This window comes from Fluoribacter dumoffii NY 23 (assembly GCF_000236165.1).
GTDB classification, from domain to species: domain Bacteria; phylum Pseudomonadota; class Gammaproteobacteria; order Legionellales; family Legionellaceae; genus Legionella; species Legionella dumoffii.
On sequence record NZ_CM001373.1, the window covers coordinates 3088592 to 3112777 of the forward strand.

Sequence of the window (24186 nt, forward strand, 5' to 3'; positions counted from 1 at the left end):
TATCTAACTCAATTGCCCAAGTCTTGATTTTCAATTACCATACAAATTGCTCGATTTTAATGAGATTGTTATATGTTCCGTTTAAGACTGGCTCGACATGTAATTGAAAAGTATCAAAAAAAAGGTATCGTTCATCTTCCAGATTTCCTTGTTTATGATTTTGATGAAGAGGAATACAAATCATTTTGGAAGGAAATTGCATCATCCTCGAGACAAAAATTATATACTGATGGAATTGATGTTTTTCCAGTCAATTGGGTGCGGTATTTTTTTGAATCGTTTAAAGGTTGGTTAGGGTTTGAAAATCATTGCCATCCTAACCGGGTGGAAATGACGTTAGGTAAAATTGCCTATGCGGGCTATATGAAGGGATATAAATCGCAATCATTATTTTATAATGTCGATATGTCCTCAATTTCCGACCGCTTTATAAACCTGGTCCACTCTCCCAGAACGAACCAAACATCCGCCGAACTGCAACAGTTGTTAATGAAGTATTTTATTAATCACTCTCAAGCCTTTCCAGAATTCAATGAATCGATTCATGAAAATTACCCTTTTGGCAAAACATTCTTCCAAGAGCATTTGGGTTATTTAGCTCCTTCAATAGATCCTCAAAACACTACCATTATTGATAGTTTAATCAACCAGATATATTATTTTGGGCAATCAGTCAGTAAATCCGATTGTTACCGCCTCAGTACTTTTGCCGAAGCATACTCGCACTTCCTGGTGCAGCAAAATCGTTCGGAAGAAGCGTTGTATTGGTCTCCAGGCATCAAATGGAAATTTAAAGAACACTTTATAGATTTTTATTTGGGTCAAAAAGACACTACCCTTAAAGCATCCGAAAAAGCGATGGAGCTCATTGCCGAATTATTCTTATCATCAAACCCCGATGATCAAAAGGAAGCAGTTGCTTACATCAAAAACTATTTTAACGATGCAGAGCAAGATACTTTACTAACATCCCTCCCCCATTTGCGTACTGAAGTAGCCAAAGCTTACCTGGAAGATGCTAAACGTGAATTAAACAAATGGGGCATTACCAAATGGCTCATAGGGAATCAAACCATGAAGTTTGTATCCCAGTCCAAAAGACTTGACCCTGAAGTCTTGGAGCAGGATTCTTCAAGGGAAGGCCTTATGATAAAAAAGGATTTGATCCTCCAGCAGTTTGACTTCGCGATCGAAAATAACCGATTTCAAGATGCTGATGCCCTGTTTAAAAAAAATCCTGATATTTCCTTTGCTGAAAAGAAACTTGAACGCTTGCGAGAGGAATACTGCCTTCAATTCAAGGCAAATGCACTAAGAATAGCGGAAGACCTGGCAAGCCACCAAATCGAAACCACGATCGAATTGGCCGAGGAGCAAATAGAGTTAGCTAAAAAAATCGTGCGCATTAAGCCTCATGATTCGCTTATTAGGGATGCGATTGTAAATTATGCCTCAACCGTTGTGGCTGTAGATGTGCTAAAATACCCTGCCAGGGATGCCAATCGTATCCAATTGAATAAGGCCCAGTGTCGTCTTGCTGAGTACTTATTTCTCGGCAGTAATTCTGCAGTAAGCGATGTTTATAATCAATTATTATTAAGGAAGATTGATTGTCTTATTGCTCGCCTTGCGGTACCCATTGACTACAATGACAATCGGCAACTCCGTAGTGAATTCCAACAGGAGCATAAGCAGGAAATAGAGGCATTAAAAAAGGAGTTGACCGTATTCATTTCGGCTAATGAAAAAAAACCAGCCATGAAAAAAACACTGGCAAAAATCTATTATTTATTGGCTGATACCCTTGTCTATTTTGAAGATAAAATAAACGAAGCCATTCCTTACTTCAAAAGAGCCAAAGAACTGATGCCGGAAAATCTGTATTATCTCTTGCGTTATTTTGAAATGATCGAAGATAACAGAAGATTTGCTATTCGGAAAAAAATAGCCGCCATAGGCTACTTGCACGAGATGAAATACAATAACTATATGGTCGAGCGTTGGAGTGAGGATGTAATCATGTCCAAGGGCTTCGATATTCATGAGGTTCATCCGGAGAAGTCACTGGTACGCTCTATCGGGAGAACAATAGGGCTATTTGAATAATAGTTCTCTTTTATAACACTAAATGAGCTTTCCTGGACTAAACTATTTATAGAAAGCCGACATTCCTTGCTCCAGGGCACTTTAAAACTGGGCAAGTGAATGAACTTGCGTTATATTAGCGCTACTTTTGTTAACCCTAATGCCAATGAAAATAAATCAATTACGAACCGCATGGGTTCTTGCTACTTTAATGTGGTATACAGCAATTGATAGCACGCGCTGTATTTTTAAATATTTTTTTAGCACCATTTCTCGCGACTGGACTGATAAAGTTCTCCATCACTGGGTTGATCAATTGTTGAATGAAGTCCAGGTTGAATATAAGGTTATAAACCCCTTTAATGTTCAGCCACAGCCTGGGGTAGCTACAATTATTATGTGCAATCACTCCAGTGCTTACGATATTCCTCTTGCTTTTAAAGCTTTTCCAAAACATTCCATTCGCATGTTGTCTAAAAAAGAATTGGCGAAAATACCTTTAATGGGTAAAGCAATGGCAGCAGCAGAGTTTCCTTTTATAGACCGAAAAAATAAATATCAAGCCATAAAAGATTTAGCCTATGCCCAAAAATTAATGGAAAGCGGGATTGTCATGTGGATTGCTCCCGAGGGAACTCGTTCCAAAGATGGGAAGCTTGGATCTTTTAAAAAAGGCGGCTTTATTACTGCAATTCAATCCAAAGCCACCATCATCCCCATAGGTATTCGCGGCGCTAATAGTATTTTGCCGGCAAGAACCTTTAATTTGCACCTGAAGCAAAAAGCCGAAATCCACATCGGCAAGCCAATCGATGCCTCGCAGTTTAGCATTGACAATAAAGAACAACTGATTCGTCATACTTATGAAGTAATCAAAGAACTGGTTGGAGAAAACCCATCCGCCTAGCGAGTGGGCTGGAACGCCATACAAATGATATCTATTCCGTTAATTAAAACTGTGCTCCATGCCCATAGCCGCTTGGGGTACTCACTATTGCAGCCGCTAACCCTATCGCTCTTGGATCCGAGGCCGCGGTCAGCATATTGGTTGACTTATCCCATGTAATCGCTTGCATGTCCCCATAATACCGCTTTAACGGCAGTAGATGGTATCCCATATTTTTTAATGCGTCCTGGATTGCAGGAGAAAAAGTGTCTGGTTCAAACTGCAACACATCCGGTAAATACTGGTGATGGAAACGCATAGATGAAACCATACTGATTGCCCCGTATGTATCATGAAAAACCAATGAGGCAATTAAAATCATGGTAGGGATGCGGCTTCCTCCAGGCGTCCCCAAAATGGCCACCCGGTCTGGTAACTCAAGAAAAGTGGGAGTCATGCTGGATAATGGCCTTTTTCCTGGGGCAATCGCATTTTTATTGCCGCCGACAAGACCAAAAACATTTTCTTCCCCCGGCTTAGTAGCAAAATCATCCATTTGATCGTTTAACAAAACACCAGTTCCTTCGGCGACAACACTGGAGCCAAAAATATAGTTTATGGACATGGTTGCCGAAACACGATTTCCCTCACCATCAATGATAGAGAAATGTGTTGTATTCGAAGAATGAGCTGGTTTTAAGGTTTTTTGTTTGACTTTCCCCCGCAAAACATCACTGGGGAGCGCTTTATGAGCTGGAATTAAGCTACTTAACTGTTTTCCATTTTCCGCAGAAAGTAAGCGCTCAACGGGGATTGAGATAAAATCAGGATCGCCTAAAAACCGTTCGCGCTGCCAATAGGCCAGGCGCATTGACTCTGCCAAGTAATGTATCCATTGAATTTTTGAATACGAAGACAAGGGATAATGAGACAGAATATTGAGCATGGTCAATAAGGCAATCCCGCCAGCAGATGGCGGAGGTGAGGTTATAATCAGCATATTATGGAAAGCACCTATTAAGGGCTCCCTGACTTTGATGCGATAACGGGCCAAATCTTCAAGCGTCCAAATTCCCCCTGCAGCATTTACTCCTTTAACCAGACGTTGAGCCACTTCACCGGCATAAAATCCTTGATTCTCTTTCATCGCGAGTAATTTTAAGGTATTAGCCAAATCTTTTTGAATGAAACGTTCGCCAATTTGGAAAGGCTGCCCCTTGTTTAAGAAAATTTTAGCTGTGGACGGATATTTCCTGATTTGCTCCAACCGATCTTTATTTTTCAAAAATGAACTTAATTGTTTATCAACCAAGAATCCTTCTTCTGCTAGTTTAATGGCAGGAGCCAGGGTTTTCGTCAAGGGTAGGCGCCCATAATTCTTGGCGATATACACCAAAGCTGCGGGCTCACCAGGAATTGCAGCGGCTAAGCCGCCGTTTAAGGAAAGTTCGGGGATTAAACGGCCATCAGATGCTAAAAACATGTCTTCTTTCGCTGCTAGAGGCGCCGTCTCTCGCCCATCTATAAAAATATTTTTATGTTCCTTTTCTTGATGGAGTAACCAAAATCCTCCGCCACCCAATCCTGAATGATATGGTTCTACGACAGCCAATACTGCCGATACCGCAACTGCCGCATCAAAAGCATTTCCTCCCTGAGATAAAATTTCCAACCCTGCATTAGTTGCCAAAGGGTTTGCACTGGCTATGGCATAACCAGGTGGAAGAAGATTGGTTTGTTTGGCCACCGCAGTGAGTGGGAAATAAAGCAAGAAATGGATGCTGCAAATTATCAGGCAAAAGGCCTGAAAGAGTTTTCTAATTTCCATGGTCTTTTTGTTTTTTATGTAATTCTCTGACAACACAAGCAGGAACAAATTGAGAAATATCTCCATTTAATAGAGCAATTTCACGCACTAAGGTAGAAGAAATGTACATGAAATTTTCAGACGGGGTTAAAAAAATTGTTTCAACCTGTTTTGACAATTTCCGGTTCATTCCCGCCAATTGAAATTCATATTCAAAATCAGATACTGCACGCAATCCACGTAAAACAATTCCCGCATTTTGCTCCAGTACAAAATCAATTAAAAGATTATCAAACCCAAGCACTTGCACTCCGGATAAATCGGCAGTTGCTTCTTCAACCAATTGAATCCTTGTCTCCAGAGGCAAAAAAGGACGCTTTGCCTTGTTATTTGCCACAGCAACAATAATTTCAGGAAAAATCTTGGCCGCACGACTAATAATATCAACATGGCCATTGGTAACGGGATCAAAAGTACCTGGATAAATTGCTTTTAATTTCATTATGATTAAGACTAATTGCATATGCGAACAGTCTAGCGTATTGTTAATTGAAAAACTACAAAAAAGGACTTGAGGTGACCAATGACTAGCATAAATCGTTCTATAGTACTATTTTCCTTTTTCTTATTAACTGCCTGCGCCCCCCCTCGACCTGCAGTAGAATTACCTGAAAATAAAGTTATGCCCGTGGAACAGCGTAAAGCCAAAACAGCAACTATTTCTTCCTGGGAAATACGGGGCGCTATGGCAGCAAAAAATAAAAACAAAGGATGGTCAGCTGCCTTGAACTGGAAACAAAGTGGTCCAGGCGCCTATCACATCCGCCTCATGGGCCCCTTGGGAAGCGGTACCGTCTTAATAGATAAGAAAGGGGATACCATTGCCTATCAAGATGGCTCTAAAAAAATCACCTCCCACGATGCAGATAAATTATTAGCAGAGCAAACTGGAATTCGTCTGCCTGTAAACAATCTTTATTACTGGGTTAGAGGACTTCCTGCCCCAGGTCCCGTTCAAGGCGAACGCCGGGATGAGTACAACCATTTGGTCCAATTGAAACAAAGTGGCTACACCATTAATTTCACTAAATATACCTCGGTTAAAGGTATTGACTTACCAAGCATGATTCGCCTGGAAGGAAATGGAGCTATGGTGAAAGTAGTTATTCAGAATTGGACGGTTTAACCCGCCCTCCTTTTGGAAAATTGAACAGCGAAGCTTGTAAATTTTTTACAGGTTTCGCCTTCACCAAAATCACCAAGGGCAGCATATTCCTCTAATAATGTCAACTCCCACTTCTCATTAAAAAAACAAAAAAATTATTGCTTTCAAAGTTGACATGTTCTCAAAAGCACTGCAAAATACGCAACACATTTGCAGGGATGAACGCAATTTTATAATGGATGATTGTAAGAATCTGCAAATTATTTAGGGGTGTCGCCAAGCGGTAAGGCACAGGGTTTTGATCCCTGCATACCTAGGTTCGAATCCTAGCACCCCTGCCACTTTCTTGTTGATTCAAGTAAACAGACAGCAGAAGATAACCTGGAAGGATGCGTTCTTGTAATGCTCAAATAATAATAATATCTTTTTGGCTGTCTTCTGCTATGTGTTTAAGTTAATGATTAAACCTAAATCTAAAGGCTTTTTACACATGTCCACAATGATGATTTTTGCCGGAAATGCAAATCCGGAATTGGCTCAACAAATTTCTTCTCATTTAAAAATACCTATAGGCCAGGCTACTGTTGGTACTTTTAGCGATGGAGAAACAATGATTGAAATTCTCGAAAATGTTCGAGGTAGAGACGTTTTCATAATTCAATCCACCTGTGCTCCCGCAAATAATAACTTGATGGAACTCCTGACTATGGCGGATGCGCTAAGAAGATCCTCTGCCTCTCGCATCACAGCCGTCGTTCCGTATTTTGGTTATGCCCGTCAGGATCGGCGAGTGCGCTCTGCACGCGTACCCATTACTGCCAAAGTGGTGGCTGATATGATGGCCTCAGTTGGAATTTGCAGGGTTCTGACGGTAGATCTGCATGCAGATCAAATCCAGGGCTTTTTCTACATGCCTGTAGACAACGTCTATGCAACGCCAATCCTTTTGGAAGACATCAAAAAACAAAATTTAAAAAATATTATGGTCGTTTCTCCTGATGTAGGAGGCGTAGTCAGAGCGCGGGCTGTAGCCAAACGTCTTGATCATGCAGAGTTATGTATTATAGATAAACGTCGCAGCGGTCCGAATAAATCTGAAGTAATGCATATTATCGGTGAGCCGAAAAATAAACATTGCATCATCGTTGATGATATTGTGGATACTGCGGGTACACTTTGCTCTGCTGCCCACGAGCTCAAGAAAAACGGCGCCCATAGCGTTAGAGCGTATATCACTCACCCGGTACTATCAGGCCCTGCGGTTAATAACATTAAAAACTCAGGACTTGATGAAATTGTAGTTACTGATACGATTCCTTTATCAGATGAAGCATTGCAATGTGAAAAAATTCGCGTTGTAAGCTTGTCTGACATGCTCGCGCAAGCAATCAAAAGAGTTAATATTGAAGAGTCCGTAAGCTCTATGTTTGCTGAATAAAATTCTCCATACTTACCTGGGCAAGTAACACATGCCCAGGTTCTTTAATACCCCCTTCATTCTCTCACCTCTCCTACCAATTAGTGCATTAACTTGTATGCAACTGCTTTAACCATTGCGGAAAAACAAGCAAAAAAAAAGGAGCCTCTGAGCTCCCTTGGGGGATAAAATTTCTGTTAGTCACGTGTACCAACATATTTATCATCGAAATAACGGCGCAGTTTGGTTCTCAATGTACCACGGCTAATTCCTAACATGATTGCTGCACGTGATTGATTGTACTTGCAATGTTCCATAACCGCACGAAACAATGGTGTCTCAATCTCTTCAAGTACAAACTGGTATAGGTCAACAGGATCAGTTCCTTTAAGTTCTGAGAAATATTTTTGTACTGATAGAGTTACGCTTTCGGCCAGAGAAGCGGTGTTATCCACTACTTCATTACTGATTGTTGTCATTATTATTAGCTCCTCCTTTTAAAAACAGTATATTACCGAAACAAGCCCATAGAGACAAGGGCAGAACAGAAAAATCTACATTAAAAATCAATATATAATGTTCATATACAATGCAAGAAGGTTTTATAAAGAGTAGGTTGTTTTTTCTAACCTACTCCTTACAAAATTATTCCAATTAGTCCTTAAAATTTCATCATGGAAGGATCGTATGGTTTGCCATTGATTGTGAATTTGCCTTGATCCAGACTGACTTCAATAACATAGTCAGTTCCCTGGACAGTAATCAAACCACTTTGTTGTAAAGCATTGACCTGTTTGGTAGCTTGCATTTCAGCTAATTGCTCAACCGTTGGAGCAGGCTGAGTTGTCTGAGCAGCAGTTTGATTAGCTTGCAATTGTTCAGTCAGGGTTTGTTGTAATTCCGGCTTTTTAGCAATTTGTTGGATTACTGATTGCTTCATAATCGCTTTTACTGCTTCTGCAGGAACTTGCAATTTCGCTTTCCCTTGAATTTTTTGCATCATTTCAAAAGGATTGGCGTTCTCGCCTTTTGGCAAGTTAATAAATAGATTTCCTTCAATCTGTCCCTGAGGAATTCTGAGGCTGAGTTTGGAAATTTCAAATTCAGCACCCTTATTGAATAATTTGGGCAGTTCAGGAAGAAGGGCAAGCATCGCTTGTTGGCGTTGAATATCATTACCATTTTGCATTTCAGTGGTTTGCTGATTTATTTTAGCTAACACATCAGCATCCAGATTTCTTAAAGCAACCTCCAAATCCCCCGGGCCATAATTCTGACCGTTGGCTAATATAGATTTAACGGTGACATTAAAATGTGTGTTAAACAGATGTTGCTCAATATCACTATCTGACTTAATACTCAGATCAAGGATTTCAAACATTTTTTGATCTTTAACGAAAACATCAAAAATGGGTAATGAGAAATTCGCATCCCCCAAGTACAATCCAGCAGGTGTTTCATGCAAATCATAGTCACTCGATACTTTGCTTAACATGATTTTAGTATCGTCTTTAGTCGCATTCAAACCATTGAGCTTGATTTTACCTTCAACCTTACGCATTCCGGATGACATGGTTGTGCTTGAGTCCATACCCAGCCATTCGAAATTGCCTGTACCATCTTTAGCCATTAATTTAAAATTGGGTACCTGGAAATTTACAGTACTTTCATTCAGATAATTCACAAAAATACTTAAATCCAACTGGGGCTTAACTGAATCCGGGGTAAATTGAGCATTAAATTGCTCGTTATATTGTGGAGGAAATGGGAAAACAGCTTCAGCATATCCCAATCCAAAATGGACGCGTTTGTTGGTGAAAATAACAGGACCATGGTGGATTGTTAAGGGCATTTCCATAGTAAAATCTTGGGCAGGAAGAGTTTTAGGCTGACCATTTTCATCTTTTACTACGCGTTCTGGAATATGTAAATTCCATTTAATTTGGGCTTCAGAACTAAACAATCCCTTATTATATTTCTGAATTTCAGCATATAGTCCATTAGACTGGTCAATTACTTCTATGTTCTTCCTGATTGTTTTTTCAGTAAGAACTCCCATGCCATAATACCCGCCTAGAATTAGAACGGCCAGGATAATTACTAATCCTGTAAATTTTTTCATTCTGTTCTCCATGTTATTAATACGCATGCAGCAAAACTGCAGCTGAAAGTATAACAGCAAATAACATCAGAGTGCGATAAGCTTATAAAAAAACAGTAATATCTATGAGTAATATCGCCAAAATATTAATCCATTAGGCATGGTTGATTGGCTTGCAATACGTTTCCTTCACTGTGAAAGCCAATATTAAGGCAACGACCGAGCACAACGGCAACAACTTCAATCCAGCCTGAAAATCAGAGAGCAATAAAGTTTCAACATTATACGCACGAGCTCCCGAGACCATATCGACCAACCGTCCAACCAGAGGTTGCAATAAAGCACCTACAAAAATTGATATCATATTGGTAAATGCAATAGAGGTTCCAATCACATTTCTATCATGTATTTCAGTTGATACAGCATAAGCAATAGCAACACCGGTGTTCGTTAATCCAAAAAGGAAGAAGAGAAGGTAAGCGTAATTTTGACTGAGAGTAGGACTAAATACATATAAAGAGGTAAAGATAATCCCAAACATTGCAGAAAGGATCATTAACGGCTTACGGCGTCCCATTTTGTCGGAAAGCCACCCGGATAAAGGCCCACTGATTCCCCAACCAATAAAAATCAATCCGGTGGCAAAAGCAGCAGCATGAGCCCCAAGTCCCCTGCCAAATTGCAAGTATGCAGGTCCAATTGCTTCACCGATCACCGCGGTTGGCCCAAATAAAAATCCAGCATACAACGCATTAAGCCAGGTTTGTCTGCAAGATAATATAACCTTTAAACTTTGCAGAATGCTGAGCTGATTAACGGAGCGTACTTCGCTACGGTGTTCACCGGGTTTATCTTGGACAAATTGATACAGTAATGCTGCAAGAGCAATGAATAGGAAGGCGATAATCAGCATACTGTGGCGCCATCCTACATTAGTAACCAAAAAGGATACCGGTGCTTCTCCAGCAGCTGCACCTAACATTCCCAACGCTTGGGTTAAACCAGCGAGTAAACCCAACATGGTGGGTGGGAACCAGGAAGTGGCCAATCTTAGGGAGCAAACAAAAGCGAAAGCAGCACTGAAACCAATGAGCATTCTTCCTATTGAGCCCATGAGCAAACCGTCTGCCAGACCAAAAACACAACAACCAAAGGCGGTGACCAAAGACATTACCGTGAGTAACCAACGGATACTTAAACGGTCCACTGTGAGTCCAACTGGAATTTGCATAAATATATAGGGAATATAGAAAGATGCAGTTAAAATACCAAAACCAGCTTCATTAATTCCAAAATCAATTTGCAAGTAACGGTGCATTACGCCGGGTGCAACACGAGCCATATAATCAGAAAAATAGAAGGCAGCTGCCAACCCCCATACTAACCAAGCAAATCCTAAATAACTTTTACGGTTATAAATCTCTACCCTAGACTCATGTATTTTGTTCATAAACTCTCTACGCTAATAATAATCCTAATTGGCTTTGTTTAATTGAAGGGATAAAAACAAACCTCCAGAATAGAGGTCGTTAGCATTTCAATTTATATTCCGAGTTCACCAGTACCTCATTAACGGTATGAAATGGAATCAAACCCTAACATACTTAATCAAAAAATGGGCAATAAATCTGCAAAACAAAACCTACATTATACTGGTGTTGTCATTTATTTCAACACATAGTTTGATTTCATTTTCATAGGTTCAGAAAATGGTTATAATTGGATGCAATCCATCAGCATGAGTGCAAACACGATTTTCTTGTGTATTACAAAAGCATGCTGCCAACTATTTGATCAAAATTTACTAAGGCCTAGAATGAATGCCCTTGACCTTGCAATAAAAGAAGCGCTTGATTCTGCAGGAAACAACAAAGAAGCGAACAAAGCCTATCTCGAGTTTATAAAAGCAAACTTTATTGTCCCCGTAGAAAAAAATTCTGGAGATGAACAACCGCGGGTATTGTATTTACAAGAACAAGGTTCGATTTTTCTCCCGGTCTTCTCTGAAATGACCTATCTTGATGCATGGGCTTGCGATATTGCAGATGAAATCAATCTTCTTAAATTATCAGGAGTCGATTTACTCAAGGGACTTGGTGAACACGTAACGGTGTGTCTCAATATAGGCAGTGCCCTCTACAAGGAATTTAACCCCTCAGAGATCGCGCGAATGCGCTCAATGGTTTTGAAATTTTTCAAAGATTAAACATTTTGAACTTCCCTCCCCCATACGGGGAGAAGGAAGTATTGAGGGTCATAGCAGGCATCAACTAACAACCAGGTGACGTTAATAGCGCTCCAACTTTCTAGGCTACTAATTCAAACAATTGATAGCCAACTATTGCCGAAGCGGCTATTGCCCCACTGATTTCAATAACCAGTGATAAAAAACTGTGCTTTTGGCAATACTCTTGGTCATTTGCAGCCCTTTCTGCGGTTGCTGCGACCTCTTCTTTATCCAGGGGATTTAATTCAAACAAGGGAGCTTCACCCTCAATCGCATCCCACCAACCTTCCAGCCAATGCTCTGCTTGTTGAGTCCCTTTTTGGAAAGGGTTATCCTCTTCCGCAACATCAGCAAGCGCACACTCATAACCGTATGCATAGCTGTCTTCATAAGTTGGATGTTCGATGTTAAAGCGTAATTTAATATGTGGTAGTAAGGCTGTTATGTCGTTCATGATTTTACCCTCTATATTTATATACAGTATCTTCAATTTTCATACTGTTAATAATTTCAACATTAATGTTAATTTTACGACTTTAAGTTAACGCTTATTTACCAAATAAAAACATTTACTAATTCTTGACAAATTTCTCTAACACAGAAATATAACTTTGAAAAAATCGTTTTGGTTGTTTATTTCTATAATTATATTAAGCAATTACTATGCCAATATATTTTTTGTCTTTTTAAAAAACAAAAAAAATAGAGTAAGGACACAAAGAGAGAAAAAAAGCAAAATTATGGCAGAACATAACTTTTTGCCGGCAAATTTTGCCGCACGTTTTTAGCCTATGATTTATGGGGCTAGACGATGATACATCCACTGCCCATCATGCTGGTAGTAATGAATTCTATCATGCAAACGATTATCCCGTCCTTGCCAGAACTCAATCTCATCAGGAAGTACCTTATAGCCGCCCCAAAAAGTTGGCCGTAATACCGGTTCTTGCCCATGTTCTTGAATTAAATCATTCAGGGCTTTTTCCAATAATTCCCTTCCTTGAATTTCATGACTTTGGGGAGAAACTATAGCGCTGAACTGGCTTTTTATTGGTCTTGAGGAAAAATATTCATCCGATTGCTTCTCATTTACTTTCTGGATTTGCCCGCGTACACGTACTTGTCTTGCCATTTGTGGCCAATAAAAATTTAACGCCACATGAGGATTGTTTTGAATTTGTTTTGATTTCGTACTGTTATAATTGGTATAAAAAACAAAACTTCCCTCATCCAATCCTTTTAACAGCACAACCCTGGAGTCTGGGTAACCCCGTTTATCCACTGTAGAAAGAACCATGGCAGTGGGGTCATTTTTTTCATTTTTTAATACATCTTCAAACCAAAGCTTAAATTGAACAAGTGGATCTTCCGGAAGTGATTTTTCACTTAGATTCAGTTCCCCATATTCTCGTCGTATGTCCGCTATGCTTCGAAAATTTGTCATGAAATACCATTAAAAAGAATTGTTATGCAGGATAGGTCCTGCGGCTTGTCCGCAGGACGAGGCTTATTATTTATTCTTTGCTTGGGCAGTGCAATTTTGCCCTCACAGAGTATCTAGGGTTTACCAGCCTGTTACTTCGGCAATTGCATCACCCAAATCAGCTGGTGAACGTACTGTTTTAACCCCGGCAGCCTCTAAAGCTTTATATTTTTCAGCCGCAGTCCCTTTACCTCCGGAAATAATCGCCCCTGCATGTCCCATGCGTTTTCCAGCGGGTGCTGTAACCCCGGCAATATAGGACACTACAGGTTTGCTCACGTGCGATTTGATGTATTCCGCAGCTTCTTCTTCTGCAGATCCACCGATTTCACCTACCATGATAATAGCCTGAGTTTGGGAGTCTTGCTCAAATAAAGCTAAAGCATCAATGAAACTGGTTCCAGGAATAGGGTCGCCTCCAATACCAATACAGGTACTTTGGCCAAAACCTTTGTCTGTAGTTTGTTTCACAGCCTCATAAGTTAAAGTACCTGAACGTGAAACAATACCTACTTTTCCAGGCAAATGGATGGAACCGGGCATAATACCTATTTTACACTCGCCAGGGGTGATAATTCCGGGACAGTTTGGACCAATGAGACGAGCCTGAGTATTGTTTTCCAAATAGACTTTTACCTGCAACATATCCAGTACAGGAACACCCTCGGTGATACAAACAATTAATTGAATTCCGGCATCTGCAGCTTCCAGAATGGAATCCTTGCAAAATGGCGCTGGAACGTAAATCACACTGGCTTCGGCTTGAGTTTCTTCCACTGCTTCACGCATGGTGTTGAAAACCGGTAAGCCCAGATGTTTTTGCCCGCCCTTTCCTGGTGTAACCCCACCAACCATACGCGTACCATAAGCTATCGCTTGTTCTGAATGATAAGTGCCTTGTTTTCCCGTAAAACCCTGGCACAGTACTTTAGTATTTTTATTTACCAATACACTCATTATTAACCTCGAAATTTAGTAATTAAGCAACAGCTGCCACAATTTTTTTCGCAGCATCAGTTAAACTGGTTGCAGCAATTACATTCAAATCACTTTTATTTAAAATCTCAGCACCCAGTTGCGCATTATTACCCTCAAGGCGTACTACTACAGGGATTTTCACATCCACTTCTTTCACTGCAGCAAGAATACCATCGGCAATGAGGTCGCAACGAACGATACCACCAAATATGTTTACTAAAATACCTTTAACTTTTTCATCAGAAACAATAATTTTTAATGCTTCACTGACTCGTTCCTTGGTAGCACCACCCCCTACGTCAAGGAAGTTAGCCGGTTCGCCACCATGTAACTTGATTACATCCATAGTCGCCATTGCCAATCCGGCACCATTTACCATACATCCAATGGTTCCATCTAAAGGAATATAATTTAATTCCCAGTCACTGGCGCGATTTTCTCGCTCGTCTTCTTGAGATGTGTCGCGCATGCTTTTCAATTTGGGTTGTCGATATAATGCATTACCATCAATGTTGATCTTTCCATCCAGACAAATTAATTGGCCCTGCTTGGTGACAACCAAAGGATTAATTTCCAGAAGGCTCAGATCACAATCAACAAACATTTTACCCAATCCCATCATCAAATGCGTAAATTGCTTCATTTGCTCATCTTGCAGACCCAATTTAAAACCTACATCACGGCATTGAAACGGCATGACACCAACTAACGGGTCTACTATAATCTTAAAAATTTTCTCGGGTGTCTCTTCAGCTACTTTTTCTATTTCAACACCACCTTCAGTGGAAGCCATGAATACTACGCGTCGAGTAGCACGATCAACAACGGCGCCCAGATATAACTCTCTGCCAATATCACAGGTTTCTTCGATCAATACAGCGTTGACGGGCTGGCCATGAGCATCAGTTTGGTAGGTAACCAGGCGTGTACCCAATAATGATTTTACCGCCTGTGCCAATTCATCTTTGTTCGATACTAATTTTACACCACCGGCTTTTCCTCTACCCCCGGCATGAACTTGTGCCTTGACTACCCAACGAGCAGTAGATAATTGTGACGCGACTTGGATTGCGTCTTCGACATTATAGGCAACCTCACCTTTAGGAACTGGTAAATTGTAGCTGGCAAACAATTGTTTAGCCTGGTATTCATGTAAATTCATTGCAATTACCTTTCTAAAAAAGCAAAATTCGTCCGCACGAACTTTGCTGTTACATTACATTAAACATTAAGTAAAAGACGCGCAGGATCTTCCAATAACTCTTTAACGCTTACCAAAAACTGTACTGAATCTTTTCCATCAATCAATCGATGATCATAAGACAAAGCCACATACATCATTGGACGGATAACAATTTGCCCTTTCTCTACTACAGGTCTCTCTTCAATTTTATGCATTCCCAAAATTCCGGTTTGCGGGGGATTGATAATCGGAGTAGCCAATAAAGAACCGAACACACCGCCATTAGTAATAGTAAATGTTCCTCCTTGCATGTCTTCCATTGCTAATTTGCCTTGTCGTGCTTTTAATGCGGCATCATTTATGGCCATTTCAATTTCAGCCATGCTCATTTGATCCGCATCACGAATTACCGGGACGACCAATCCCCGCTCAGTAGAAACGGCTATTCCTATGTCATAAAAACCGTGATAGACGACATCTTGTCCATCGATTGAAGCATTTACGGCAGGGAAACGCTTTAATGATTCAACAACCGCTTTAGTAAAAAAGGACATAAATCCGAGTTTTACTCCATGCTTTTTCTCAAAACTGTCTTTGTACTGGGCGCGCATGTCCATTACCGCTTTCAAGTTGACTTCATTAAAGGTCGTCAACATCGCTGCATTATGCTGGGCTTCCAATAAACGCTCTGCAATTTTAGCTCTTAAACGGGTCATGGGAACTCTGCGCTCTTCACGTAAACCCATTGGCGCTTTTTGTGGCTGCTCTTTTTGGCTCTCAGCAGATTTAGACGATTTCTCTCTATTGGATTCAATGTAGGCAAGTACGTCTTCTTTAGTAATTCGGCCATCTTTACCGCTACCCTGAATTTGTCCTGGTTGCAGATCATGTTCTGCCATCATTCGGCGTACTACAGGGCTCGTTGACTTATCTTCCTTGGCACTTACTTTATCACTTTCTTCTTCGCTGGGTTTTGTAGCTGCCGCTTTCTTTTCTTCTTTGACCTCAGAACCAGAACCTTCTTTAATTATTGCCAATAGTTGGCCTGAATGTACCGTATCCCCCTCTTGGAATTTGATTTCTTCCAATATCCCATCAGCTGGAGCTGGAACTTCCAACACAACTTTATCTGTTTCCAAATCCAGTAAATTTTCATCCCGGGTAACTTTATCACCTACTTTTTTATGCCATGCAGCTACAGTCGCATCAGCAACGGATTCAGGCAAAACAGGTACTTTGACTTCGATAGACATGGTTATACCTTCTTATTTTATTAATTTCGTTAACACATTGCAGCCTGAGGTAAAACATGTCCATTCCCAGGCTACGATAAATTTAAATTCAGTCCAATAAAGCTTGCTCTACTAAAGCTTGTTGTTGCTGTGCATGCAGCGCAGGGCTTCCTACAGCAGGTGCAGCGGCAAACTCTCTTCCGGCATAGTGTAAGGTTTGTTCAGGTAGTAAACAATCAATTATATTATGCTGAGAAGAGAACCATACTCCCTGGTTCTGCGGTTCTTCCTGGCACCAAATTACTTTCTTGGCCTGAGGATATTTATTTAACTCAGTCGTAAGTGCCTTTTTGGGGAAGGGATACAATTGCTCAATCCGCACTATAGCAATGTGGTTCAGCTCTTTATCACGACGCATTTGCAATAGATCATAATAAACTTTTCCACAACACAGTACCACTTTGGTGACTTTCTTGGCATCCAGGGCATCAATTTCAGGGATAATATTATGGAATTTTCCTTTAAATAAATCATCTAAAGGAGAAACAGCCAATTTATGACGCAAAAGACTCTTGGGAGTCATGACAATCAATGGTTTCCTGAAATTACGAATCACTTGTCTTCTTAACAAATGGAAAATTTGGGCTGGGGTAGTGGGCGTACAAACTTGCATGTTATGCTGGGCACACAGCTGCATGTAACGCTCCAGGCGCGCAGAGGAATGCTCTGGGCCTTGTCCTTCATATCCATGCGGTAACAGCATTACTAAACCACAAAGACGTCCCCATTTTTGTTCACCGGAACTAATGAATTGATCAATTACTACCTGGGCACCATTCGCAAAATCGCCAAATTGGGCTTCCCAAAGTACCAGAAAATTTGGGGCGGAGGCAGCAAAACCATATTCAAACGCTAAAACTGCTTCTTCTGAAAGCACTGAATCGATGACAGAGAAAGGTCGGTTCAATTCATTTTTTATTTGCTCCAGAGGCACAAAGGTTTCACCTGTTTCCGCATCATGCAATACTGCATGACGATGAGCAAAAGTTCCTCTTCCGGAGTCCTGACCGGACAAACGTACCCCATAACCTTCCTGAATTAAACTGGCATATGCCATCGTTTCAGCATAACCCCAGTTCATTGGTAATTCACCGGCTGTCATTTTATCCCGTTCATTTAACAAACGCTGAACTACTGGATGTAAGGTAAATCCTTCCGGCAATTGATTTAATTGGTATGCTAGTTTTTTTAAGTTTTCTTTAGTGATAGTGGTATCAACTTTATCTGTCCATTTGGCATTTACATAAGGGGTCCAGTCAACAGCATATTTACCTTCATAATCACCATGGACCAAATCCACCACGGCTTTGCCCTGATCCAAAGAATCACGATAGGCATCGACTAGTTTCTCAGAATCTTTACTGGTCAGTATTCCTTCCTGGACTAGGCGCTCTGCATAGATTTCGCGTAATGGACGCATGGATTTAATTTTTCGATACATGGAAGGTTGAGTCACTGCCGGCTCATCTGCCTCATTATGGCCATGACGTCGGTAACACACCAGATCAACAACCACGTCGCGTTTAAATTTCATTCTGAAATCAAATGCCAATTTGGTCGCAAACACCACAGCCTCAGGATCGTCTCCATTTACATGGAGAACAGGCGCCTGCACCATTTTCGCAACATCGGTACAATACAGGGTTGAGCGTGAATCCAGTGGATTACTGGTGGTAAACCCTATTTGGTTATTAATCACGATGTGAACTGTACCCCCGGTACTGTAGCCGCGAGCCTGGGAGAAATTGAAGGTTTCCATCACCACTCCCTGTCCGGCAAATGCAGCATCACCATGAATCACAACAGGGACAACTTTTTCCTTTTTAACCAGATCATTGCGCCGACCCAAGCGGGAGCGAACCGAGCCCTCTACTACTGGCCCAATAATTTCCAGATGTGAGGGATTAAATGCCAAAGCCAGGTGTACTACTGAACCTGCACCTGTTCTTATATCTGAAGAAAAACCTAAATGATATTTAACGTCGCCTGTGCGCTCGTATTTTATTTTTCCTTCGAATTCCTGAAAAAGCTGATTAGGTTCTTTGCCCAACACATTAACGAGTACATTTAAACGGCCTCGATGCGCCATTCCAATGACCACTTCCTTAACGTTATCTCGTCCAGCACAATCAATAATTTCTTTCATCATGGGAATTAGGGCATCCCCACCTTCCAAAGAGAATCGTTTTTGTCCCACATACTTCGTGCCCAGGTAACGCTCTAAACCGTCTGCTGCAATTAAGTCTTTTAAAATCTGTAGCTTTTTGCTTGCATCCAGTTTGAGCCGCCCACGTACAGACTCCATCCGCTCTTGCAGCCATTCCACTTCTTCGGTATTAGAAATATGCATGTATTCTATACCAATACTGCCGCAATATGTTTCCAGCAAGGCTTGATGAATCTCATCCAAAGTCATTTCAGGACCATTAAAGGTCGTGCCGGCAAAAAATTTCCGGTTTCTGTCTGCATCAGATAAGTGGTGATAATCCAATTCCAACGCCGGGACAGGAGTACGCGCTGTCATTTCGAGGGGATCGAGCTTAGCGGCATGATGCCCTAAAGAGCGATATGAATTGATGAGATCGGCAATGCGAAATTGCTGGCTATCTGAAGATTGCACTACAGGGATTACTTTTTTATCCGCATTCTGTAAAAAATATTCGCGGATCTCTCTATGTGAACGTTCCTTTTCAGCATCATTAACTTTGGGTAAAGCACTGAAGACTGCACGCCAATCGGATGAAACCGAACTTGGATCAGCCAGATAATCTTCATAGAGACTATCCACATATGCCATACTTCCGCCAGATAAATAGGAAGAAGCCCATTCTTTTTGCAGATCGGAACTGCTCATTTTCATTCTCTCCAAAGGGGTATTAATCACTAACACCATTAAATTGGCTATTCCACTCATCCCCGTGGATAAAACAGCTATCCCCGCAATAGCGGGGATTCATCCTTATGCTGGTTTTAAGCTCACTTCAGGATAGGATTCCCCCAGAGGGAAATTCAATTGTCCAAGCTTAGGGCTTTTACCAGCTACCAAAACTAAAAGAAAAACACTTAGGTTTCTTGTCCCAACATTTGTAGGCGAATTTCCCCAATCGCTTTCGAGGGATTGAGGCCTTTCGGACATACATTGGTGCAATTCATAATGGTTCGGCAACGGAACACACTGAACGGATCCTGTAGTTTATCCAGGCGATGTGTTGTCGCTGTATCCCGACTGTCTGCTAAAAAGCGTCTTGCCTGCAATAATCCAGCGGGGCCCACAAATTTATCCGGATTCCACCAGAATGAAGGACATGAACTCGTGCAACACGCACATAAAATACATTCATATAACCCATCAAGCTGTGACCGCTCTTCCGGAGATTGCAACCGCTCGCGAGCAGGAGGAACTTCATCATTTTGTAAATAAGGCTCTATCCGCTCATATTGTTGATAGAATTGCGACATATCAACAGCCAAATCACGAATTACCGGAAATCCGGGTAAAGGGCGAATCACTATTTTGTCAGTCTTCAGCTGGGAAACATGGGTAATGCACGCCAAGCCATTAGTCCCGTTAATATTCATACCGTCTGAGCCACATACCCCTTCACGACAAGAACGTCTGTAGGTTATGGAAGGATCCTGTTCTGCCTTCAAACGCTCAAGCAAGGTGAGCAGCATGGGATCGCTTTTTACCGGGATCTCTAATTCGTAATCTTTCATATAAGGCTTAGCATCCACCTCAGGATTATAGCGATATATTGATAAGGTCAATTTTCTACTATCTGCCATGTAATCTATCCTCTTTAGTAAACGCGTTCTTTCGGCGCAAAGGGCTCGACATGCTTAGGTGATGCATTAACCGGACGAAAATCAATTTTCTCACCTTCCTCAAAATAAAGCGTATGTTTAATCCAATTCTCATCATCGCGTTTTGGATAATCTTCACGACTGTGGGCACCACGGCTTTCTGTGCGAACAATAGCAGAATGTGCAGTAGCATAGGCAGTTGCCATTAAGTTATCCAGCTCCAATGCACTGACGCGTTCTGTATTGAACACTTTGCTTTTATCTGCCAATTTGGCATGGGCCAGCCGCTCACGTAAAGCCTGTAACCGCTTTAAGCCAGAGGCCATGACTTCACCTGTACGAAATACGCCAAAGTCCTCTTGCATTACACGTTGCATTTCATCATGAATTACAGCGGGGCTTTCACCTTCTGCCGAGTCATTCCATCGATTATATCGCTGTAATGATGGAGCAATATCATCATCACTAATGTAGCTCATATCAGGCAATTCATTTGACTGCCACAAGTGCTCAACATGCAACCCGGCTGCACGACCAAAAACTACCAGGTCAAGTAATGAGTTACCGCCTAAACGATTCGCTCCATGTACAGAAACACAAGCACATTCCCCTACTGCATACAAGCCATTAACAACATGTTCTACACCATTGGTTTTGGTGAGGACCTGGCCATGCATATTCGTGGGTATCCCGCCCATACTGTAATGGCACGTAGGAACTACCGGGATTGGCTCAACAATGGGATCCACTCCAGCAAATTTTATGGATAGTTCACGAATCCCCGGCAAACGTGACTTAATAAGATCAGCGCCTAAATGATCCAATTTTAACTTAACGTGATCAATACCTTTGGGATCAAAACCCTTACCGGCACGTATTTCAAGAGCCATCGAACGAGCAACCACATCTCGGGAAGCTAAATCCTTAACGCGCGGAGCATAGCGTTCCATGAACCGCTCGCCATCCTTGTTAATCAAATAACCGCCCTCACCACGGCATCCTTCAGTAACTAAAACCCCTGCTCCCGCAATGCCGGTGGGATGAAATTGCCACATTTCCATGTCTTGTAAAGGAATCCCGGCTCTAAGCGCCATACCAAAGCCGTCACCTGTATTGATGAATGCGTTGGTGGTGGACTGGTAAATACGACCTGCACCACCTGTTGCCAGAATACATACTCTTGATTGGAAAAATACTACTTCTCCAGTCTCAATGCACATGGCAGTCACACCGGATATATGGCCATGAGCGTCTTTAACGAGATCAAGGGCATACCATTCACTAAATACGTGGGTCTTTGCTTTCAGATTTTGCTGATACAGCGTATGCAATAAAGCATGCCCGGTTCGATCTGCGGCGGCGCAAGTGCGGGCAGCCTGTTCTCCACCATAATTTTTGGATTGGCCCCCAAACTGACGCTGATAGATCCTTCCATTATCCATACGAGAGAAAGGCAATCCCATGTGTTCGAGTTCATATACTGCTTCAGGACCTGTTTTACACAAATATTCGATTGAATCCTGATCACCAATATAATCGGCACCCTTCACTGTATCATACATGTGCCAGCGCCAATCATCTTCGTGCGCATTACCCAGGGCACAAGTAATTCCGCCTTGAGCTGATACTGTATGTGAACGGGTTGGAAACACTTTAGATAAAAGCGCGACTTTTAAACCTGAATTTGCCATTTGCAGTGCCGCACGCATTCCAGCCCCGCCTGCTCCAATAATTACTGCATCAAATTTGTTACGTGCAATTGCCATGCTACTGCCCCCAAAGGATCATTAAGCCCCAGATAAATTGACTCAGGAGCCATAAAAGGACTAACATTTGTACTGATAAACGCAGAACAGTACATTTCATATAATCTGTAGTCACTGTCCAAATGCCTACCCATGCATGCAATGAAAGCGCAAACAAGGCAATAAGTGACGCGATCCGAAATAAAGTATTGGAAAAAAGAGCATGCCATTGGGCAAAACCAAGTTCAGGATGCAATAATAAAAATCCAATAATAAAAAAAGAATAAGCAGCAAAATAAACTGCTGTGACCCGTTGAACCAACCAATCTTTTAAACCATTACCTGTTAAACTGGTGACATTATTTACCATATCCAGATTCCTAGAAAAATTGACAAAATAACGGCAAGAATAATGACTATAACAGCAGAACGCCGACCCGCATCAAGATGCTCACCAAATCCCATATCCATTAAAAGATGCCTAATCCCTGCAAGCAAGTGATATATCATTGCAGCTCCAAATGCCCATAGAATCATTTTATAAGCAGGCTGAGCCAACAAACCTTTCACTTGGATAAAGGTTTCTTCCGATTGTATTGATTGGCCAAAAATATATAGCATTATGGGTAACAGTAAAAATAAAACTACCCCTGAAATCCTATGCAAAATGGAAGCTATTGCCATAGGGGGATATTTTAAACTACCCAAATCCAGATTAACGGGTCTTTTTTTGTTCACTGTGAGTTTCTTCCTTAATTAGAAAAGTTATTTAAATAAAGCACAAATGCGAAGTATAGCACTCTGTTTCTATCGTGCAAGATGAACAAGATATGGAATCTGAGCAAAATTTAATTTTCATCCCGCATCCAATTGAATTCTTTCCCCGATTCGATTCTTTACGGAAGCACCATAATATAAAACTATTTATAACTTGTGACTAGCTGAATGAATTGGGTTGGTTTGTTTTTATTCAACATGACTCCTTATGGTATAATTAATTTATATTTTACTCATCAAGGTTGTAATTATGCCTATATCTAAAAATCCAAATGAGCGCCTTCTCTATTGTGTCTCGAAAGGACTTGTTAGAACAATACATACCATGGTAAGGGATGAGGATGACCGGGAAAAAATTCAGCCGGAGGCAGTTGACCAAGCGATAGAAAGCATCGTAATAGCAGCAAAATCCGGAAAATTATCAATCGAACAAATTACAAAACGGAAAGAAATTCTTAACCTTTTATGTAAGTTATGGGGAAAACCCGCTGAACCTGCTCTCAAATTTCTAGAAACAGAATTACAGAAGCACTTAAATGAAATCCTTATTACGTTAATACCCAACCAAAAGATGAATGTAAATGATTGGAACACTATTTTTGATTTTATAGAAAAAAATAAGGTGATACCAAACCAGGCTATTATAGGGTACTTTTTAAGAGCTGCCGCAGCAGACAAGTTGTGGAAGAACTTTGCCCAGCTATTGAGTTATCAACAGCCTGACTGGAGAATGGCAGGTCAATTACTCATGATGTCAGTAAAAGCAGGGCAAATGGATGCGGTCAGACAGCTTTGCAATTTATCCCAAGAAAATGTTCCTGGAGTAAGCGGCATTAAAAGAGCCGTGAAGGAAGCAAAAAAAAGTGGACACCCTGAAATTGCAAGTTACCTTTCATGTGAACTCTTGCATCAAAATAATTTGAACAAAAAACCTTTGGCACTTACAAAGGCCATTCTGCAGAATTTTGTGGATAACTCATTTCCAGGAAGTAGTTTATTTGGAACTCAAGTAAAAGAGGTGAACAAAATTCTTTCCCGCATAAAGAGTGAATTAGCGCACGGACATGGAGATAACGCGCAAATTATATTTGCTGTAATCGAGTCTTTACGTAAAGTGATGGGAAGCAACAAAGAGTTACGCGGTTGCGTAGACTATATTGCAGATCGTTATGCTAACAGCGAGGAATCTCATTCATTGAAACCCAAAGGATTAATAAAATAAAACCCTCTTAGAGG

The 24186-nt window shown here is 41.1% G+C and carries 21 protein-coding genes and 1 tRNA gene; 7 read left to right on the forward strand and 15 right to left on the reverse strand.

The features are described 5' to 3' along the window. The first annotated feature begins 72 nt into the window (after nucleotides 1–72). Nucleotides 73–2106 carry a hypothetical protein gene (locus KYQ_RS14025; protein WP_010652510.1) on the forward strand — a complete coding sequence of 678 codons (2034 nt, stop codon included), beginning with the start codon at nucleotides 73–75 and terminating at the stop codon, nucleotides 2104–2106. A 145-nt stretch (nucleotides 2107–2251) separates the two neighbouring features. Next, the gene (locus KYQ_RS14030; RefSeq protein WP_010652509.1) at nucleotides 2252–2992 is read left to right on the forward strand and encodes a lysophospholipid acyltransferase family protein; all 741 of its coding nucleotides are present in this window, start codon (nucleotides 2252–2254) and stop codon (nucleotides 2990–2992) included. A gap of 43 nt (nucleotides 2993–3035) precedes the next feature. On the opposite strand, the gene ggt is transcribed toward KYQ_RS14030, so the two are convergent. Together ggt and coaD are read right to left on the reverse strand one after the other, a co-directional pair. Continuing rightward, nucleotides 3036–4799 (reverse strand): gamma-glutamyltransferase, encoded by a 1764-nt coding sequence (ggt, locus tag KYQ_RS14035; protein ID WP_010652508.1) that lies wholly within the window; start codon nucleotides 4797–4799, stop codon nucleotides 3036–3038. Beyond that, nucleotides 4789–5301, reverse strand: coding sequence for a pantetheine-phosphate adenylyltransferase (coaD, locus tag KYQ_RS14040; protein ID WP_010652507.1), 513 nt, complete (start codon nucleotides 5299–5301; stop codon nucleotides 4789–4791). Before coaD ends, ggt begins: the two co-directional genes overlap by 11 nt. Nucleotides 5302–5361: 60 nt before the next feature. Here coaD and lolB point away from each other — a divergent pair, with 60 nt between their 5' ends. From lolB to KYQ_RS14060, 3 genes are all read left to right on the forward strand, one after another. Further along, on the forward strand, nucleotides 5362–5964 hold the full coding sequence (gene lolB, locus KYQ_RS14045; RefSeq protein WP_010652506.1) for a lipoprotein insertase outer membrane protein LolB: 603 nt from the start codon (nucleotides 5362–5364) through the stop codon (nucleotides 5962–5964). 245 nt (nucleotides 5965–6209) lie between these two features. Beyond that, nucleotides 6210–6284 (forward strand) — tRNA-Gln (locus KYQ_RS14055). 149 nt (nucleotides 6285–6433) lie between these two features. After that, on the forward strand, nucleotides 6434–7381 hold the full coding sequence (locus tag KYQ_RS14060) for a ribose-phosphate pyrophosphokinase (protein WP_010652505.1): 948 nt from the start codon (nucleotides 6434–6436) through the stop codon (nucleotides 7379–7381). A 176-nt stretch (nucleotides 7382–7557) separates the two neighbouring features. On the opposite strand, the gene KYQ_RS14065 is transcribed toward KYQ_RS14060, so the two are convergent. From KYQ_RS14065 to KYQ_RS14075, 3 genes are all read right to left on the reverse strand, one after another. After that, nucleotides 7558–7839 (reverse strand): helix-turn-helix domain-containing protein, encoded by a 282-nt coding sequence (locus KYQ_RS14065; protein WP_003633193.1) that lies wholly within the window; start codon nucleotides 7837–7839, stop codon nucleotides 7558–7560. A gap of 182 nt (nucleotides 7840–8021) precedes the next feature. Continuing rightward, nucleotides 8022–9482, reverse strand: coding sequence for a YdgA family protein (locus tag KYQ_RS14070; RefSeq protein ID WP_010652504.1), 1461 nt, complete (start codon nucleotides 9480–9482; stop codon nucleotides 8022–8024). 133 nt (nucleotides 9483–9615) lie between these two features. Further along, the gene (locus KYQ_RS14075) at nucleotides 9616–10911 is read right to left on the reverse strand and encodes an MFS transporter (RefSeq protein WP_010652503.1); all 1296 of its coding nucleotides are present in this window, start codon (nucleotides 10909–10911) and stop codon (nucleotides 9616–9618) included. A gap of 366 nt (nucleotides 10912–11277) precedes the next feature. Between KYQ_RS14075 and KYQ_RS14080 the strand changes: the two genes are divergently transcribed. After that, nucleotides 11278–11667: an SseB family protein gene (locus tag KYQ_RS14080; RefSeq protein ID WP_010652502.1), complete on the forward strand. Its 390-nt coding sequence runs from the start codon at nucleotides 11278–11280 to the stop codon at nucleotides 11665–11667. Nucleotides 11668–11767: 100 nt separating this feature from the next. On the opposite strand, the gene KYQ_RS14085 is transcribed toward KYQ_RS14080, so the two are convergent. From KYQ_RS14085 to sdhC, 10 genes are all read right to left on the reverse strand, one after another. Then, the gene (locus KYQ_RS14085; RefSeq protein ID WP_010652501.1) at nucleotides 11768–12142 is read right to left on the reverse strand and encodes a transmission trait enhancer protein LetE; all 375 of its coding nucleotides are present in this window, start codon (nucleotides 12140–12142) and stop codon (nucleotides 11768–11770) included. A gap of 342 nt (nucleotides 12143–12484) precedes the next feature. After that, on the reverse strand, nucleotides 12485–13132 hold the full coding sequence (gene pdxH, locus KYQ_RS14090) for a pyridoxamine 5'-phosphate oxidase (protein ID WP_010652500.1): 648 nt from the start codon (nucleotides 13130–13132) through the stop codon (nucleotides 12485–12487). 120 nt (nucleotides 13133–13252) lie between these two features. Then, entirely contained in the window at nucleotides 13253–14128 is an 876-nt protein-coding gene (gene sucD / locus KYQ_RS14095; RefSeq protein ID WP_010652499.1) for a succinate--CoA ligase subunit alpha, read from the reverse strand. 22 nt (nucleotides 14129–14150) lie between these two features. After that, on the reverse strand, nucleotides 14151–15311 hold the full coding sequence (sucC, locus tag KYQ_RS14100) for an ADP-forming succinate--CoA ligase subunit beta (protein ID WP_010652498.1): 1161 nt from the start codon (nucleotides 15309–15311) through the stop codon (nucleotides 14151–14153). 59 nt (nucleotides 15312–15370) lie between these two features. Further along, nucleotides 15371–16585: a 2-oxoglutarate dehydrogenase complex dihydrolipoyllysine-residue succinyltransferase gene (gene odhB, locus KYQ_RS14105; RefSeq protein ID WP_010652497.1), complete on the reverse strand. Its 1215-nt coding sequence runs from the start codon at nucleotides 16583–16585 to the stop codon at nucleotides 15371–15373. 88 nt (nucleotides 16586–16673) lie between these two features. After that, nucleotides 16674–19478: a 2-oxoglutarate dehydrogenase E1 component gene (locus KYQ_RS14110; protein WP_010652496.1), complete on the reverse strand. Its 2805-nt coding sequence runs from the start codon at nucleotides 19476–19478 to the stop codon at nucleotides 16674–16676. Nucleotides 19479–19687: 209 nt separating this feature from the next. Beyond that, nucleotides 19688–20410 (reverse strand): succinate dehydrogenase iron-sulfur subunit, encoded by a 723-nt coding sequence (locus KYQ_RS14115; protein ID WP_010652495.1) that lies wholly within the window; start codon nucleotides 20408–20410, stop codon nucleotides 19688–19690. A gap of 14 nt (nucleotides 20411–20424) precedes the next feature. After that, nucleotides 20425–22194 carry a succinate dehydrogenase flavoprotein subunit gene (gene sdhA / locus KYQ_RS14120; RefSeq protein WP_010652494.1) on the reverse strand — a complete coding sequence of 590 codons (1770 nt, stop codon included), beginning with the start codon at nucleotides 22192–22194 and terminating at the stop codon, nucleotides 20425–20427. Nucleotide 22195: 1 nt separating this feature from the next. Further along, a complete protein-coding gene (gene sdhD / locus KYQ_RS14125; RefSeq protein WP_010652493.1) occupies nucleotides 22196–22543 on the reverse strand; it encodes a succinate dehydrogenase, hydrophobic membrane anchor protein in 348 nt (115 codons plus the stop codon). Continuing rightward, complete coding sequence (gene sdhC / locus KYQ_RS14130) at nucleotides 22537–22911, reverse strand: succinate dehydrogenase, cytochrome b556 subunit (RefSeq protein WP_010652492.1); 375 nt, start codon at nucleotides 22909–22911, stop codon at nucleotides 22537–22539. The genes sdhD and sdhC overlap by 7 nt, the downstream gene beginning before the upstream one ends. Nucleotides 22912–23200: 289 nt before the next feature. Between sdhC and KYQ_RS14135 the strand changes: the two genes are divergently transcribed. Next, nucleotides 23201–24172, forward strand: a complete 972-nt coding sequence (locus KYQ_RS14135; RefSeq protein ID WP_010652491.1) for a hypothetical protein — start codon at nucleotides 23201–23203, stop codon at nucleotides 24170–24172. Nucleotides 24173–24186: the final 14 nt, after the last annotated feature.